The 14,833-nt window shown below is 57.3% G+C and carries 10 protein-coding genes; 6 read left to right on the top strand and 4 right to left on the bottom strand.

Features of this window, described 5'->3' with window-relative positions; translation table 11 throughout:
- Nucleotides 1-4: 4 nt before the first annotated feature.
- From AC0J4F_RS03015 to fsa, 3 genes are all read right to left on the bottom strand, one after another.
- Nucleotides 5-1,000 (bottom strand): NAD(P)H-dependent flavin oxidoreductase, encoded by a 996-nt coding sequence (locus tag AC0J4F_RS03015; protein WP_422019634.1) that lies wholly within the window; start codon nucleotides 998-1,000, stop codon nucleotides 5-7.
- A 247-nt stretch (nucleotides 1,001-1,247) separates the two neighbouring features.
- Entirely contained in the window at nucleotides 1,248-3,101 is a 1,854-nt protein-coding gene (locus tag AC0J4F_RS03010) for a dihydroxy-acid dehydratase domain-containing protein (RefSeq protein ID WP_473025360.1), read from the bottom strand.
- 315 nt (nucleotides 3,102-3,416) lie between these two features.
- Nucleotides 3,417-4,070, bottom strand: a complete 654-nt coding sequence (gene fsa, locus AC0J4F_RS03005; RefSeq protein WP_133949144.1) for a fructose-6-phosphate aldolase — start codon at nucleotides 4,068-4,070, stop codon at nucleotides 3,417-3,419.
- A gap of 274 nt (nucleotides 4,071-4,344) precedes the next feature.
- Between fsa and AC0J4F_RS03000 the strand changes: the two genes are divergently transcribed.
- The 6 genes from AC0J4F_RS03000 (at nucleotide 4,345) to AC0J4F_RS02975 (ending at nucleotide 11,904) form a co-directional block, all read left to right on the top strand.
- Nucleotides 4,345-6,540: a primosomal protein N' gene (locus tag AC0J4F_RS03000; RefSeq protein ID WP_473025359.1), complete on the top strand. Its 2,196-nt coding sequence runs from the start codon at nucleotides 4,345-4,347 to the stop codon at nucleotides 6,538-6,540.
- Nucleotides 6,541-6,935: 395 nt separating this feature from the next.
- Entirely contained in the window at nucleotides 6,936-7,496 is a 561-nt protein-coding gene (locus tag AC0J4F_RS02995) for a F0F1 ATP synthase subunit delta (protein ID WP_040451344.1), read from the top strand.
- Nucleotides 7,496-9,025, top strand: coding sequence for a F0F1 ATP synthase subunit alpha (gene atpA, locus AC0J4F_RS02990; RefSeq protein WP_133949140.1), 1,530 nt, complete (start codon nucleotides 7,496-7,498; stop codon nucleotides 9,023-9,025). Before AC0J4F_RS02995 ends, atpA begins: the two co-directional genes overlap by 1 nt.
- A 33-nt stretch (nucleotides 9,026-9,058) precedes the next feature.
- Entirely contained in the window at nucleotides 9,059-9,943 is an 885-nt protein-coding gene (locus tag AC0J4F_RS02985) for a F0F1 ATP synthase subunit gamma (protein ID WP_133949138.1), read from the top strand.
- 25 nt (nucleotides 9,944-9,968) lie between these two features.
- A complete protein-coding gene (gene atpD / locus AC0J4F_RS02980; protein ID WP_133949136.1) occupies nucleotides 9,969-11,393 on the top strand; it encodes a F0F1 ATP synthase subunit beta in 1,425 nt (474 codons plus the stop codon).
- Between the two features lie 103 nt (nucleotides 11,394-11,496).
- Nucleotides 11,497-11,904: a F0F1 ATP synthase subunit epsilon gene (locus AC0J4F_RS02975; protein WP_133949134.1), complete on the top strand. Its 408-nt coding sequence runs from the start codon at nucleotides 11,497-11,499 to the stop codon at nucleotides 11,902-11,904.
- Nucleotides 11,905-12,000: 96 nt separating this feature from the next.
- Here AC0J4F_RS02975 and AC0J4F_RS02970 read toward each other — a convergent pair whose 3' ends face one another.
- The gene (locus tag AC0J4F_RS02970) at nucleotides 12,001-14,622 is read right to left on the bottom strand and encodes a PAS-domain containing protein (RefSeq protein WP_473025358.1); all 2,622 of its coding nucleotides are present in this window, start codon (nucleotides 14,620-14,622) and stop codon (nucleotides 12,001-12,003) included.
- Between the last annotated feature and the right edge of the window lie 211 nt (nucleotides 14,623-14,833).

Here is a 14,833-nt window from a genome sequence, read left to right as displayed (position 1 = left end):
ACGCTTATTCGGCAGCAACGGCAACGCCGCCCACCATGCCTTCCAGCCGCTGGCGGATGAGGGCATCAGCTTCACTCATGATCCGGTCGATCAGCTCCTTGCAGGTCGGAATGTCATCGATCAGACCGGCCACCATCCCGCAGGACCAGGCCCCGGCATCCATGTCGCCGTCCATCATGATCTTCGGATAGACGCCAGCGACTTCTTCGATGATGTCCTCGAATTTCAGATCGTCACCGAGGCTTTTTTCCTTCTCCAGCAAACGCTCCACGGCGGCATTGTTAAGGACGCGTTCCGTGTTGCGCAGCGGGCGCATGACCAGACGGGTGTCGAGTTCGGAGGCGGCCACAATCGCATCCTTGACCCTTTGATGCACCGGCGCTTCCTTGGTGGCGATGAAGCGGGTGCCCATGTTCATGCCTTCCGCGCCCATGGCAAGTGAGGCGACGAGACTACGGGCATCGGCCATGCCGCCGGAGGACACAAAGGGGATTTCCAGTTCATCTGCGGCGCGCGGCAATAGGATCATGTTCGGAATGTCGTCTTCGCCCGGGTGGCCGCCGCACTCAAAGCCATCCACCGAGACCGCATCACAGCCAATGGACTGGGCTTTCAGGGAATGCCGTACGGAGGTGCATTTGTGGATCACCTTGATGCCCGCGTCTTTCAGGTAGGGCATCACCTGTTGCGGATTGCGGCCAGCGGTTTCCACCACCTTGACCCCGCCTTGAATGATCGCCTTCACATAACCTGGATAGTCAGGTGCGTTCACCGTCGGCAAAAAGGTGAGGTTCACCGCAAACGGCTTGTCGGTGAGATCCCGGCATTTGGCGATCTCGTTGGCAAGGGCTTCCGGTGTCTTTTGAGTTAAACCCGTGATCGTTCCAAGCCCACCGGCATTTGAAACAGCCGCCGCGAGCTCTGCAAAACCGACATAGTGCATGCCGCCCTGAATGATCGGATGTTCAATGCCAAAGAGCTCGGTAATCCGCGTTTTCATGAAAGGGTCCTCCGTTGTCCATGCCATTCTACGCAGGCGACCGGGTCCCTCCGGTGTTCTGGAAATAGCTTTCATAATCGAAGCTATCTCTGTTTTTGCCAGGGTGCAATTACTCCGTGAAGTGATGTTTTCTGAATGCGTTTCCAGCGTTCAGCCAAAGCACAGACTGCGGAGAGGTATTCAAAAAAACGCCCCGGCCTGATCTGGCCGGGGCGTTCTATTGTTTTCGACACTGATACTGGAGCGTTTATGCGCTCCGGTGGCGGTTGCGCGGTTCAAAACCGGATTTCTCAGCCGGGCGTGGATCGCGCACCCAGACTTCCCGGTTCGGATGCAGGCCACCGCCTCGGACAGCCGGAACAGCCGTGTGACGGGCCCGGTGCAGAAGACGGGTATCCGCAATACCGCAGTTCGGGTGAATGCCGCCATTGTCTGCAACAGCCTTGTCCCAAACGGCCTTGCGGGCTGCGAGCGTTGCTGCATCGTCCAGCGCCGGGCAATTCAGGGTATTGGTGTTGAGGTCAACGACAATCTCATCACCGTCCTCGACAAAGGCAATCGGGCCGCCAAGGGCTGCTTCCGGACCCACGTGGCCAATCACCAGACCGACCGAGCCGCCAGAGAAGCGGGCATCTGTCATAAGGGCGATCACGATGCCGCGCTCCCGGCACAGCGTCGTGATACGCGATGTCGGGTCGAGCATCTCCGGCATGCCCGGACCGCCGCTTGGGCCGTCATAGCGGACGATGACCATGTCATGGTCTTGGAAGCTGTCTGGCGCTTCATCAAGGGCCTGGATCAGACCGGCTTCGCGTTCGAACACACGCGCACGGCCCTTGAAGAGATTGTCTTCCAGACCGCCTTCAACACCGGCAAGCTTCAGGATGGCAGAGAAATCCGGCGACAAGTTGCCGCCGAGCATGCGAAGGCCGCCCGTCGGCTTGAACGGCTCGGCAACCGAATGAATGACGTCGCCGTCTGGGGCGGCTGCGTTGAGGTCCGCAACCTGTTCGGCCAAGGTACGGCCGGTGCAGGTCATCATGTCGCCATTCAGAAGGCCGGCATCCAGCAGTTCCTTGACGATCACCTGGACCCCGCCAACGCGATCAATGTCGAGCATGGAGTATTTGCCGTACGGCCGGGCGTTGGTCAGAACCGGGACCACATGCTGGGAGAGATGATTGAACTCTTCCGGCGTCATGACATCGTGCCAGAAGTGCTCATAACCGGCTGCGCGGGCGATTTCGGGAACGTGCAGAACAACGTTGGTGGAGCCGCCGATGGCCATCGCGACGATGATCGCATTGCGCAGCGAATCCCGCTTGACGATGTCGCGCGGCTTCAGGCCCTTTTCCATCATGTCGGCGAGGTAGGAAACGAGCTGCTGCGGGAATTCCTCGAGGCGGCGCGGGTCATCGGACGGAGGCGCTACCATGTGGAGCGGCTGCAGGCCGACAACACCGATGAACGTCTGCATGGTGTTGTAGGTGAACATGCCGCCGCAGCTGCCAATGCCGGGGCATGCGTTGCAGGCGATGCGATCCCGCACGGCCTTGTCCGGGTGTCCGGCCACCTGATAGGCGCTGACAATGTCCAGCATCTCGCCAGTTTCCGGATCCTTGCCCGGGCGGATTGTGCCATCGGACATGATGATCGCCGGTTCATTACGCTCAAGAACTGCAGCCATGGTGCCGACCGGCGGCTTGTCACAGGCGACGACGGCGATCGTGCCAGCCAGACCGGAGGCTTCCAGGTGCTCGCACAAACCATCGTTGGTGACTTCGCGCCCGATGAGCGAATAGCGCATTTCGCGCGTGCCGTTGCGGATGCCGTCGGACGTCGCAATCGTGTATTCCGGCTGAACCAGCCGGTATTTCAGCTGACCTTCGCCGCTTCCGATGCGCGATTTCAGGTGCTCATGAATGGCATCGACCTTGCGCGCCACACCGAGATAACACTGGCTGTCGCCTTTCGTGCCAACCACGCCGACAGACGGTTCATGGATGAGATCGGGGTCGGTGCCCAATTCCCGCGCCACGCCAATGGTTTGCGCGGACCGGCCGGGGTGGCGGTCAATCAAGACGATTCTCGAACCCGTCATTGTGTGTTTCCTATCCTTCAGCGCTTTAACCCGCGCTCTTGCTGTCTGTTTTCAAATCCACGAATACCCTGCGCGCTTCCGTCTGTCACCGGGGTCGGGCCACTTGGGATCGGGATTTGCCTGAATGGCTGGGCTGTCCGGCCGTCAAATGCCGGAACCGCGGCTCAAAATAGAAAAATGAAGAGCCGAGTGCCACCGCTTTTTGATCGCCGGCTTAGCAACATAAAGGTAAGGCCCCGGATGAACCGGGGCCTTTGATCGTGTTTCTTAAGCGAACCGGGATGCAACACGTGCTGCACCCGATCCGCGAGCGTCTTAAAGGATGCTCTGACCGGTCTTCGCCCAGTCGCTCAAGAACGCATCAAGGCCCTTGTCGGTCAGCGGATGCTTGACCAGCGACTTCAGCGTTGCCGGCGGAACGGTGACCACGTCAGCGCCAATGATCGCAGAGTCCTTGACATGATTGGGTGTGCGGATCGACGCGGCCAGGATCTCGGTGTCAAAGCCATAGTTGTCGTAGATGACGCGGATTTCGCGGATCAGTTCCATACCATCAAGATTGATATCGTCGAGGCGGCCAATGAACGGCGAAATGTAGGTCGCACCAGCCTTTGCTGCGAGCAGGGCCTGGTTGGCCGAGAAGCACAAGGTTACGTTGGTCTTCGTGCCTTCGCTCGTCAGCTGCTTACAGGCTTTCAGACCGTCAAATGTCAGCGGCAGCTTGATGACCACGTTGTCTGCGATCGCACGCAGAACATGGGCTTCCTTGATCATGGTGTCGAAGTCGGTTGCTGCGACTTCCGCTGAAACGTCACCATTTGTGATCTTGCAGATCTCGGCAATCACGTCTTTGAAATCCTTGCCGGACTTGGCGATCAGGGACGGATTTGTGGTGACGCCGTCCAAGAGGCCGGTGGCTTCGAGCTCCTGGATCTCCGCGGTATCTGCGGTGTCGACGAAAAACTTCATGAATGATTTCTCCCAATGGCGCTTGTGTGTACGCCTTTGCAGCCTGCCTCCGTCGGCAAGCGAACGAATGAATGGTCAGCTGCGCTCTCTTTAGCCTAGGATGCTGTCTAACTGAAGCCCTGATTCTCTGGTGAAAGCCTTTTTGCGGTACGTACCTCAAAAATTATTCCGCTTGAATGGAACAAGGATCCGGGCGATCTCCGCAGAACGTCCCGCATCTCTCATCCGTGGGTGTGTGGATCACGAAATGCCATGCCGAAAAATGTGACCTACCGTGCTGTTTGACGATTTGGAGCCGAAAGACACGATTGCCAGCGTGCTGGTACCCGTCGCCGTGCCGGTTGCCTACACTTATAAGGTCCCTGCTGGGCAGTCGGTGGTGCCGGGTACGATCGTCCGGGTGCCATTGGGAACGCGGGAGGTCATCGGTGCGGTCTGGGACGGTGAGCCGGATGCGGCGATCAATCCCAACAAACTCAAATCGATTTCCCACGTTTACGACACCACGCCGCCGCTCGATAAGGATCTCCGCCGGTTTGTGGATTGGGTAGCCGGCTGGACGCTCGGCGCACCGGGCATGGTCGTGCGCATGGTATTGCGGTCTGAAGAGGCACTCGAACCGGAAGCCCCGGTTCCAGGTGTTCGGCGGATCGAAGGTGCAGAGCCAGAGCGGATGACACCTGCCCGCCGCCGTGTCCTCGAAACCATGGAAAACGGATTTGCCTGGACAAAGAGCGGCCTCGCACATGCTGCTGGTGTCAGCACATCCGTCATTGACGGACTGGTGCAACAGGAGGTGTTGGAGATCGTCTCCATGCCGGCAGCGCCCCCACCGCCACGTCCTCAGATCGACTATGCGCAAAAGGATCTGACGCCAGCCCAGCAAGCAGCTGCGGAGAAGCTATCAGAGAGTTTCGACAAGGGTGCTGCAGTGACCTTGATTGACGGTGTGACGGGGTCGGGCAAGACCGAGGTCTACTTCGAAGCAATCGCGGAAGCCTTGCGGCGGGATAAGCAGGCTCTGGTGCTTCTGCCGGAGATTGCGCTGACCGAACAGTTTCTGCGGCGGTTTGAACAACGGTTCGGTGTTTACCCGGCCGAGTGGCACTCTGAAATTACACCAAAGAACCGGGCGAGGGTTTGGCGCGGCGTGGCTTCCGGCGACGTCCGTGTGGTGATCGGAGCACGATCCTCTCTCTTTCTACCGTTCAGGGAACTCGGGCTGATCATCGTCGACGAAGAGCATGACGCTGCCTTCAAGCAGGATGACCGTGTGCCCTATAGCGCACGGGACATGGCCGTCGTGCGCGGGCATATTTCACGCTTCCCGGTAGTCCTGGCCTCCGCGACACCGTCGATCGAGAGCCGGGTCAATGCTGAGCAGGGCCGGTATGGTCTGGTCGAATTACCTGACCGGGCGTCCGGCGCTGCACTTCCCGATCTATCGGCCATTGATATGCGCCTGGACGGACCGGAACAGGGGCGTTGGCTGGCACCCGGTTTGGTGGGCGCAATCAAGGAAACTTACGCCAACGGGGATCAGGCGCTGTTGTTCCTGAACCGGCGCGGATATGCCCCTCTGACATTATGCCGCACCTGCGGTCACAGGTTCCAATGCCCGCATTGCAGCACGTGGCTGGTTGAGCACAGGTTTCAAAAGAAACTGGTTTGTCACCACTGCGGGCATAACGAACGCGTGCCGGATAGCTGCCCGTCATGCCAAAGCACCAATACGCTGGTTGCCTGTGGCCCCGGTGTAGAGCGGATTGCAGAAGAAGTGAGCGATCTCTTTCCGCAGGCGCGGACGTTGGTTCTATCGTCTGATCTGCCTGGTGGGCCTGAGCGATTGAAGCGGGAAATGAAAGTCGTCGAAGAGGGCGGCGCTGATATTATCATCGGAACTCAGTTGGTCGCCAAAGGCCACAATTTCCCGAAACTGAAGCTGGTTGGCGTGGTTGATGCAGATCTCGGCCTGGCGCATGGCGATCCGCGTGCCGCTGAAAAGACCTTCCAACTGCTTGCCCAGGTCACGGGCCGTGCAGGCCGCGTCACCGGTGGCGGCAAAGGCTTTTTGCAGACCTACAGCGCCGATCATCCTGTCATCAAGGCGTTGCTCTCCAACGATAAACACGCGTTTTATCAGGCGGAGATCGAAGCGCGCCGCGCCGCTGGGCTGCCGCCATTTGGTCGATTGGCAGCAGTTGTGATCTCAGGTCCTGACAGGAATTTTGCGGAAAGTTTTGCCCGCCAGCTTGCGCGGGTGGCGCCGCCGGACCCGGCCGTTACGCTGCTTGGGCCTGCAGAAGCCGCTTTGGCCATGGTTCGCGGACGCTACCGGTTCCGCCTTTTGGCGATGGCGCCGAAGCAATATGACTTGCAGTCTTATATTAGGGGCTGGCTTTCAAATGGCCCGAAGCCGACGAAGGGCCTTCGCGTACAGATCGATATTGATCCGCAGCACTTTTTGTAGCACCGCGCATAGTCCGAAACGGATGGGCTGCTTTGGTATAGAAGGCTTTCGGTGGCTTAGCCGTCACAGGATGTGTTGGTCTTTCGTGGTAGACCCGCAATGAGAACGACTGCAAATACGGTCTCAAAAGCGGCCACCGTCTAAAGGTTTATACGGCCGGTGACACATTGATCTGCAAGGCTTTTTGTCGCGGATGGGTAAAAAACACCAATGAATCGGCAAGAACAGCCTCCCCGCGGCGTTGCACACTGGGAAACCCTGTGCTAATTGAGGCGCGGCTTTGGGGGAACGGTTTAACCGTCATACCTTCTGACCTTGAAATCATTCATTTTTTCAATGTCTTGCGGACGCTAGCCGTTTTGCGGACATGAAAAACGTCAGAGAGCACGGACCTGGTGACTGACAACGTATCTCTCGTATCCGGCGTGGCACAGCGTTATGCGTCCGCCCTTCTCGACCTAGCTGAAGGCGACGGCGTAACGGCTGACGTGGAACGGGATCTGACTGCTTTTGAAGGCATGCTGTCTGAAAGCGAAGATCTCGTCCGTCTTGTGAAAAGCCCGGCATTCAGTGCTGAAGAGCAGCTTGCAGCGCTCGCGGCACTTCTCGACAAGGCTGGCATCAAAGGCCTGGCCGCAAATTTCGTGAAGCTGGCAGCCCGTAACCGGCGCCTCTTCGTCCTTCCTGACATGATCAAGTCTTTCCGTGCCCTGCTTGCAGAAAAGCGCGGCGAAGAAACAGCTGAAGTGGTCTCGGCCGCTGCTCTGTCCGACGAACATGTCGCTGCCCTGAAAGAAGCGCTTTCTGCTTCCACGGGCAAATCTGTAAACATCGCAGCTAAGGTTGATCCTGCCCTGATCGGCGGCCTTGTGGTCAAAGTCGGGTCCCGCATGATCGATACGTCGCTGCGTACCAAGCTCAATTCACTCAAGTTCGCGATGAAAGAGGTCGGCTGATGGATATTCGGGCCGCGGAAATCTCCGCAATCCTCAAGGACCAGATCAAGAGCTTTGGCCAGGAAGCCGAAGTTTCTGAAGTTGGTCAGGTGCTCTCCGTCGGTGACGGTATCGCCCGTGTTTATGGTCTGGACAAAGTTCAGGCTGGTGAGATGGTCGAATTCCCGGGTGGTATCAAGGGCATGGCCCTGAACCTGGAATCCGACAACGTCGGTGTCGTTATCTTCGGTTCTGACCGTGACATTAAAGAAGGCGACACCGTAAAGCGGACCGGCGCCATCGTGGAAGTGCCGGTTGGTAAAGGTCTCCTTGGCCGCGTTGTTGATCCGCTCGGCAACCCGATCGATGGCAAAGGCCCGATCGAAGCTACTGAAAAGCGCCGTGTGGACGTTAAAGCGCCGGGCATCCTGCCGCGTAAGTCCGTGCACGAGCCTATGTCTACTGGCCTGAAAGCCATTGACGCCCTGATCCCGGTTGGCCGTGGTCAGCGCGAGCTCGTCATTGGTGACCGTCAGACCGGTAAGACCGCGATCATCCTTGACACATTCCTCAACCAGAAGCCGCTTCATGCCGGCGACGACGAAGACGCAAAACTGTACTGCATCTACGTTGCGGTTGGTCAGAAGCGTTCTACCGTTGCCCAGTTCGTCAAGACACTGGAAGACAACGGCGCTCTGGAATACTCCATCGTTATCGCCGCGACCGCATCCGAAGCTGCTCCGCTGCAGTTCCTGGCGCCGTTTGCCGGCTGTGCAATGGGTGAGTTCTTCCGCGACAACGGCATGCACGCCGTGATCGGTTACGACGATCTGACCAAGCAGGCTGTTGCTTACCGCCAGATGTCTCTGCTTCTGCGCCGCCCGCCCGGACGTGAAGCGTTCCCGGGTGACGTTTTCTACCTGCACTCCCGTCTGCTGGAGCGTGCTGCGAAGTTGAACGAAGACCACGGCAAGGGCTCTTTGACCGCACTTCCGGTCATTGAGACCCAGGGCAACGACGTGTCCGCGTTTATTCCGACCAACGTGATCTCGATCACCGACGGTCAGATCTTCCTGGAAACGGACTTGTTCTACCAAGGTATCCGCCCGGCTGTTAACGTTGGTCTGTCGGTATCCCGCGTGGGGTCCTCCGCTCAGATCAAGGCGATGAAGCAGGTTGCTGGCCCGATTAAGGGTGAGCTGGCTCAGTACCGTGAAATGGCTGCGTTCGCGCAGTTCGGCTCCGACCTTGACGCCACCACTCAGCGCCTGTTGAACCGCGGTGCACGTTTGACCGAACTTCTGAAACAGCCGCAGTTCTCGCCGCTGAAGACTGAAGAGCAGGTCGCCGTGATCTATGCTGGCGTGAACGGATACCTCGACAACCATCCGGTTGATCGTGTGAAGGAATTCGAAGAAGGCCTGCTTCTGTTCCTGCGTGGTGAGCACAAAGAGCTGCTCGATGCGATCTGGGAAAAGAAAGCCCTCGACGACGACCTCACTGGCAAGCTGAAAGCTGCGCTTGACGCGTTCGCTAAGAACTTCGCCTAAGACCACACGCCGGGATAAGGAGCAGGGGCGGCCATGCCGAGCCTGAAGGACTTACGAAACCGCATCGCTTCCGTGAAGGCGACGCAGAAAATCACCAAGGCCATGCAGATGGTGGCCGCGGCGAAACTGCGTCGTGCCCAGGAAGCTGCGGAGGCCGCGCGTCCCTATGCGGAACGCATGGAGAGTGTGCTGGCCAACCTCGCCGTGGCTTTCGAGGGCCGCGACGACGCTCCGAAGCTGATGTCCGGTACGGGCAATGACCAGGTTCATCTCCTGGTCGTTGCAACGGCCGAACGCGGTCTTTGCGGGGGCTTCAACACGAACATCGCCAAGTTGGCACGCGAGAAGGCCAAAAGCCTGATCGGCCAGGGCAAGACGGTCAAGATTGTATGTGTTGGCAAAAAAGGTTTCGACGCGATCAAGCGCGACCTTGGTCAGTATGTGATCGAGACAATCGAGCTGCGCGGCGTCAAGAACGTTGGTTTCTCCAATGCGGATGAAATCGGGCGAAAGGTTCTCTCCATGTATGAAAATGGAGAGTTCGACGTCTGCACATTGTTCTATGCGACCTTCCAATCCGTTATCGCTCAGGTTCCGACTGCCCAGCAGTTGATCCCGGCCCATTTTGAGGCAAGCGAAGGCACGGATGAAGGTGGTGCAAGCGCGGTCTATGAGTATGAGCCGGATGAGGCTGAGATCCTTGCTGATCTTTTGCCGCGGAACATCTCCATCCAGGTTTTCCGGGCGCTTCTGGAAAACGCTGCATCTGAGCAGGGCGCTCGTATGTCCGCAATGGACAACGCGACGCGCAACGCCGGCGACATGATCGACAAGCTGACGATCAACTACAACCGCCAGCGCCAGGCTCAGATTACGACCGAATTGATTGAAATTATCTCAGGCGCTGAAGCGCTGTAACGGGATCGAGACGAGGATTAGGGATATGGCTGACAAAAAAGTCGGACGGGTCACCCAGGTCATCGGCGCCGTTGTCGACGTCAAGTTCGATGACCATCTGCCGTTGATCCTGAACGCTCTTGAAGCGGACAACCAGGGCAACCGCTTGGTGCTCGAAGTTGCTCAGCACCTGGGCGAGAACACAGTACGTACCATCGCGATGGACTCCACCGAGGGTCTGGTTCGCGGTCAGGAAGTTGTCGACACCGGTTCTGCCATCATGGTGCCGGTTGGTGACGGCACTCTGGGCCGCATCATGAACGTGATTGGTGAGCCGGTGGACGATGCTGGCGAAATCAAGCACGAGCAGAAGCGCGGTATTCACCAGGAAGCTCCGGAATTCATCGAGCAGTCGACCGAAGCTGAAATCCTTGTGACGGGCATCAAGGTCGTTGACCTTCTAGCACCGTACGCAAAGGGCGGTAAGATCGGTCTGTTCGGCGGCGCCGGCGTTGGCAAAACCGTTCTCATCATGGAGCTGATCAACAACATCGCTAAGGCGCACGGCGGTTACTCCGTTTTCGCCGGTGTTGGTGAACGCACCCGTGAGGGTAACGATCTTTACTGGGAAATGATCGAATCCAACGTGAACAAGGAAGGCGGCGGAGAAGGCTCCAAAGCGGCCCTCGTTTACGGTCAGATGAACGAGCCTCCCGGAGCGCGTGCCCGTGTTGCTTTGACTGGTCTGACAGTCGCCGAGCACTTCCGTGATGAAGGCCAGGATGTTCTGTTCTTCGTGGACAACATCTTCCGCTTCACCCAGGCTGGTTCTGAGGTGTCCGCGCTTCTCGGCCGTATCCCGTCTGCTGTGGGTTACCAGCCGACACTTGCCACCGACATGGGCGGCATGCAGGAGCGGATCACTACCACGAACAAGGGCTCGATCACCTCGGTTCAGGCCGTTTACGTTCCTGCCGATGACTTGACCGACCCGGCACCGGCATCGACCTTTGCTCACTTGGATGCGACCACGGTTCTGAACCGCGCCATCGCGGAAAAAGGCATCTACCCGGCTGTGGATCCGCTGGATTCCTCATCCCGCATGCTGGATGCCCGTATCATTGGTGAAGAGCACTACGAAACAGCCCGTGCTGTTCAGGGTACTCTGCAGCGCTACAAGGCTCTTCAGGACATCATCGCCATCCTCGGCATGGACGAACTGTCTGAAGAAGATAAGCTCACCGTGGCACGTGCCCGTAAGATCGAGCGCTTCCTGTCGCAGCCGTTCTTCGTGGCTGAGGTGTTCACCGGTTCTCCGGGCAAGCTGGTTGCTCTGGAAGACACCATCAAGGGCTTCAAAGGCCTTGTTGACGGTGAATACGACCACCTGCCGGAAGCTGCTTTCTACATGGTTGGTTCCATCGAGGAAGCCATCGAGAAAGCTCAGAAGCTGGCTGCAGAAGCTGCTTAAGGCATTGGATCGGACGCCGGAAAACGGCGTCCGGTTTTCTCTTGTTTGATGGTCCGGCCTTCTGCCTGCCATCTGAACCGATGACTGACAAGGAAGACGCCAAATGGCTGAACTTTTCCAGTTTGAGTTGGTCTCGCCGGAGCGCCAGCTCCTGTCCGAACAGGTTGCCGAGGTCGTTGTACCGGGCACCGAAGGCGAGTTTGGCGTTCTGAAGAACCACAGCCCGTTCATGACCACCATCAAGCCGGGCATCCTGAAAGTCCGCACAGATGCTGGATCATGGGATGAGTATTTCGTGCGCGGCGGATTTGCTGACATCGCTCCGGGCGGTTTGACCGTCTTGGCCGAACAGGCGATCCCGGTGTCTGAAATCAGCGAAGACCAACTGGCTCAGGCGATCAAAAACGCCGAAGAGGATGTTGCTGACGCGAAAGACGACGACACCAAGCAGAAGGCAGAAATGACACTGTCCCAGCTGAAGGACGTCGCAGAAGCTCTCAAGGCTGCCTAATCAGCTTACGCTCAGAAACGTATTTTTGAAAACGCGGTCCGGATTGGATCGCGTTTTTTGTTTTTTACTTGAGAAAAAACGTTTGCGAAGTTTTGTTTAGGCCGCACCGCCGCGGATAACCTTGTGGGCGCGGCCAGCCTCGTAGAACCGGAAGCCGTTGCGCCCATTCTGCTTGACTTCATAGAGCGCGATGTCAGCTTTTTTCTGCAGGGATTCAATGGATGCGGCGTCTGCACCAATATAAGAAATCCCGATGCTGATCCCGATCGAAACATTATGGGCAAAGACATCAAAGGGCTCATTGAGTGCCGTTACCAGCCGCTCCGCGATCTCGGTCACCCAGGGCTCGCTTGGCCCGCCGCCTTGAAGAATAATTGCAAACTCATCCCCGCCAATGCGCGCTACCAGGTCGGTTGCACGTACGCACTCCTTGAACCTCTGCGCAACCTGACAGAGCAGCTCGTCTCCGACATCGTGCCCATAGGTGTCGTTGACTGGTTTGAAGCGATCAAGATCCAACAACAACAGATGTCCACCCGTTCCTTGCATCTGGGCATCGAGCAGGGCTTCTTGAAGGCGTGCCGTGAAGAGTGCGCGGTTAGCAAGACCCGTCAGGTCATCGTGGTGGGCCGCATGGGTAATGCGCGCTGCGGCTTCTTCGCGCAAAGTGATGTCTTCGTGGGTCCCGATCCATCCGCCGTCCGGCAATGGTGCATGGACCACCCCGATCACCTTGCCGTCGGGATGTGTGAATTTCGATCGGACGACTTCGCCGCGGGACAGTTTTTCATAGAGCGATTTATAGTGTTCTTCGACGTCGCCATCGAAATCGCCGCGGTCTTTTTCTGCCTGAAGCAAATCAATAAGGCTGACACCTTCGCGCACCTCGCCATAGGGCTTCCGGAAGATGTCCAGGTATTGCTGGTTCCACAAGATGAGCTTGCCGTCCTTGTCGAATACGCTCACGCCTTGGCGCATGTTGCCGAGGACGGCCTCGAGCTCTGCCAACCTGTCTCGTGCGAGACGTTCGCTCTCAGCCAGCGTTTTCTCCATTTCCTTGCGATCAGTCACGTCAAAGAAATTGAAAATGGAACCGCCCGCCGGCAATGGTGTGTACCGAACTTCCAGGTATCGACCGTCGGCATTGTGCCGCTCATAGCTATAGGCTTCGGAGGTAGAGTTCAGCCTGAACTTCTCCAGAGCAAGTTTCTCCGGGTCTCCAGGCCCATAATCACCTCTTTCGGCTGAAAACTTGAGGTAATCCAGAATGTGCAACTTCTGCCGTAACATATCGGCGGGATAACCGAGCAGTTTGCCGAATTCATCGTTGTAAGATGCGAGTTGGAAGTTGTCGCTGTAGTGCGCCACACCGCCCGGGAAATTGTCGAAAATGCCTTGGAGCGTATTCGCCTGGCGTTTGGTTTCCGTGATGTCGGTCAGTGAAACGACGACCCCATCAAGGGCGTAATCGCCGCCTTGTGCAATGGGTCTTGCATTGACACGCAACCATCGCGACGCCGCTTTTCCACTGTGTTTGAGTTCAGCAGTGGCATCGCAGACGAGGAGCGGATCTTTTGCCGCCAGTTCGAGCGTATTAACGTCCTGGTGTGAAACTCCGAGGTCACAAACGACAGCGACTGTGAGGTCTTTGACGTTTCGGCCGACGAGACGCTCGGTCGTAGAATCAAGCAGTTTCGCGCCTGCCGGATTGCAGGACTGGATGACGCCGGATCGGGTCAGAACCAGGACACCTTCACTGAGCGTCTCAAGCGTCGTTCGGTGTGCGGCTTCGGATTCGCGCACCGCTTGTTCAACTTGTTTCCGCTCAGTTACGTCCTGAAATGCGCCAACAAGCTTGATGGTTTCCCCGTCCTTTTCGATTGGGCGGCCCACAGCGCGCACCCAGATTTGGCGACCTTTGGCGGTTACCAGGGGCAGTTCAGCATCCCAGCCGCGGCCTTGCTCAATGCCACGCGCAACCGCCTTGGTGATTGTCCCCCGGGCCTCTGGTGCATAGAAGTCAATGGCTGTTTCGACGTTCGGGACATAGTCGTCTGACACGTCATGGATCTCGTGGGTCTTCCGCGTCCATGTCAGCTTTTGAGAGTTCATGCATAACTCCCAGCCACCAACGCCCGATACGGCGGCAATTTCCTCAAGCAGCCGGCCTTTGCCCACGGCCTCTTCATGTTCTGCTTCTGCACGCGCAAGCGCTGCTTCTTTTTCCACACTTGCCTGATGAGATTTCAGAAGCCCCTCGACCACCCGGCCCATACGTCGCAGCTGGTTCAATTGCTGCCGGGCCGGCTTGCGTGGTCTTTGGTCGATGACGCAGAGAGTGCCGAGCCTGTTTTTTCCATCCAGACTTAGAGGACAACCGGCATAGAAACGGATATTCGGCTCACCCATGACCAACGGATTGTCGCAGAATCTTTCATCGCTCAGTGTATCTGGAACGACAAACAGATCATCAGCTGAAAGGGCATGTTGGCAGATGGAAACTTCTCTCGCAGTGCCTTCGATATCAACGCCGCAGGCGGCCTTGAACCATTGAACACGTTCATCTACCAGAGAAATCAATGCGATGGGGCAATCGAAGATGGCTGCAACGGCTTCCACCACCGCATCATATTCCGGCAAACGCTCAGAGCCCACGATCTGCAGTGCGTGCAGCGCGTCCAGGCGTTCCCTCTCATTTTCAACCAGGTGTATACCCATCCTGCCCGTCGTCTAGGTTGCTTTGCAACAAATCTAGTACGGGAAAAAGTACCGGTCGGTTAAAAACAAAATCTTAACTGGCTCCAATAATTGAATAAAAAATATCTAAAAAAGAAACAGAAAAAGCTTTGAGGGAGTAGTAAATAGGGAGAAAAGAACGCAGGGTAAATTGAATGAATAGGTAAAATATACGGAACTTGAAACGTATTGG

It is taken from the genome of Roseibium sp. R5 (genome assembly GCF_055755305.1).
Note: the sequence above shows the minus strand (reverse complement) of the source record. Positions and strands in the feature narration are given on the sequence as shown.

Bases quoted from the DNA above. Each gene is read 5' to 3' on its own strand.
- AC0J4F_RS03015 (WP_422019634.1), bottom strand. From the start codon at position 1,000: ATGAAAACGCGGATTACCGAGCTCTTTGGCATTGAACATCCGATCATT.
- AC0J4F_RS03010 (WP_473025360.1), bottom strand. From the start codon at position 3,101: ATGACGGGTTCGAGAATCGTCTTGATTGACCGCCACCCCGGCCGGTCC.
- fsa (WP_133949144.1), bottom strand. From the start codon at position 4,070: ATGAAGTTTTTCGTCGACACCGCAGATACCGCGGAGATCCAGGAGCTC.
- atpA (WP_133949140.1), top strand. From the start codon at position 7,496: ATGGATATTCGGGCCGCGGAAATCTCCGCAATCCTCAAGGACCAGATC.
- AC0J4F_RS02985 (WP_133949138.1), top strand. From the start codon at position 9,059: ATGCCGAGCCTGAAGGACTTACGAAACCGCATCGCTTCCGTGAAGGCG.
- atpD (WP_133949136.1), top strand. From the start codon at position 9,969: ATGGCTGACAAAAAAGTCGGACGGGTCACCCAGGTCATCGGCGCCGTT.
- AC0J4F_RS02975 (WP_133949134.1), top strand. From the start codon at position 11,497: ATGGCTGAACTTTTCCAGTTTGAGTTGGTCTCGCCGGAGCGCCAGCTC.
- AC0J4F_RS02970 (WP_473025358.1), bottom strand. From the start codon at position 14,622: ATGGGTATACACCTGGTTGAAAATGAGAGGGAACGCCTGGACGCGCTG.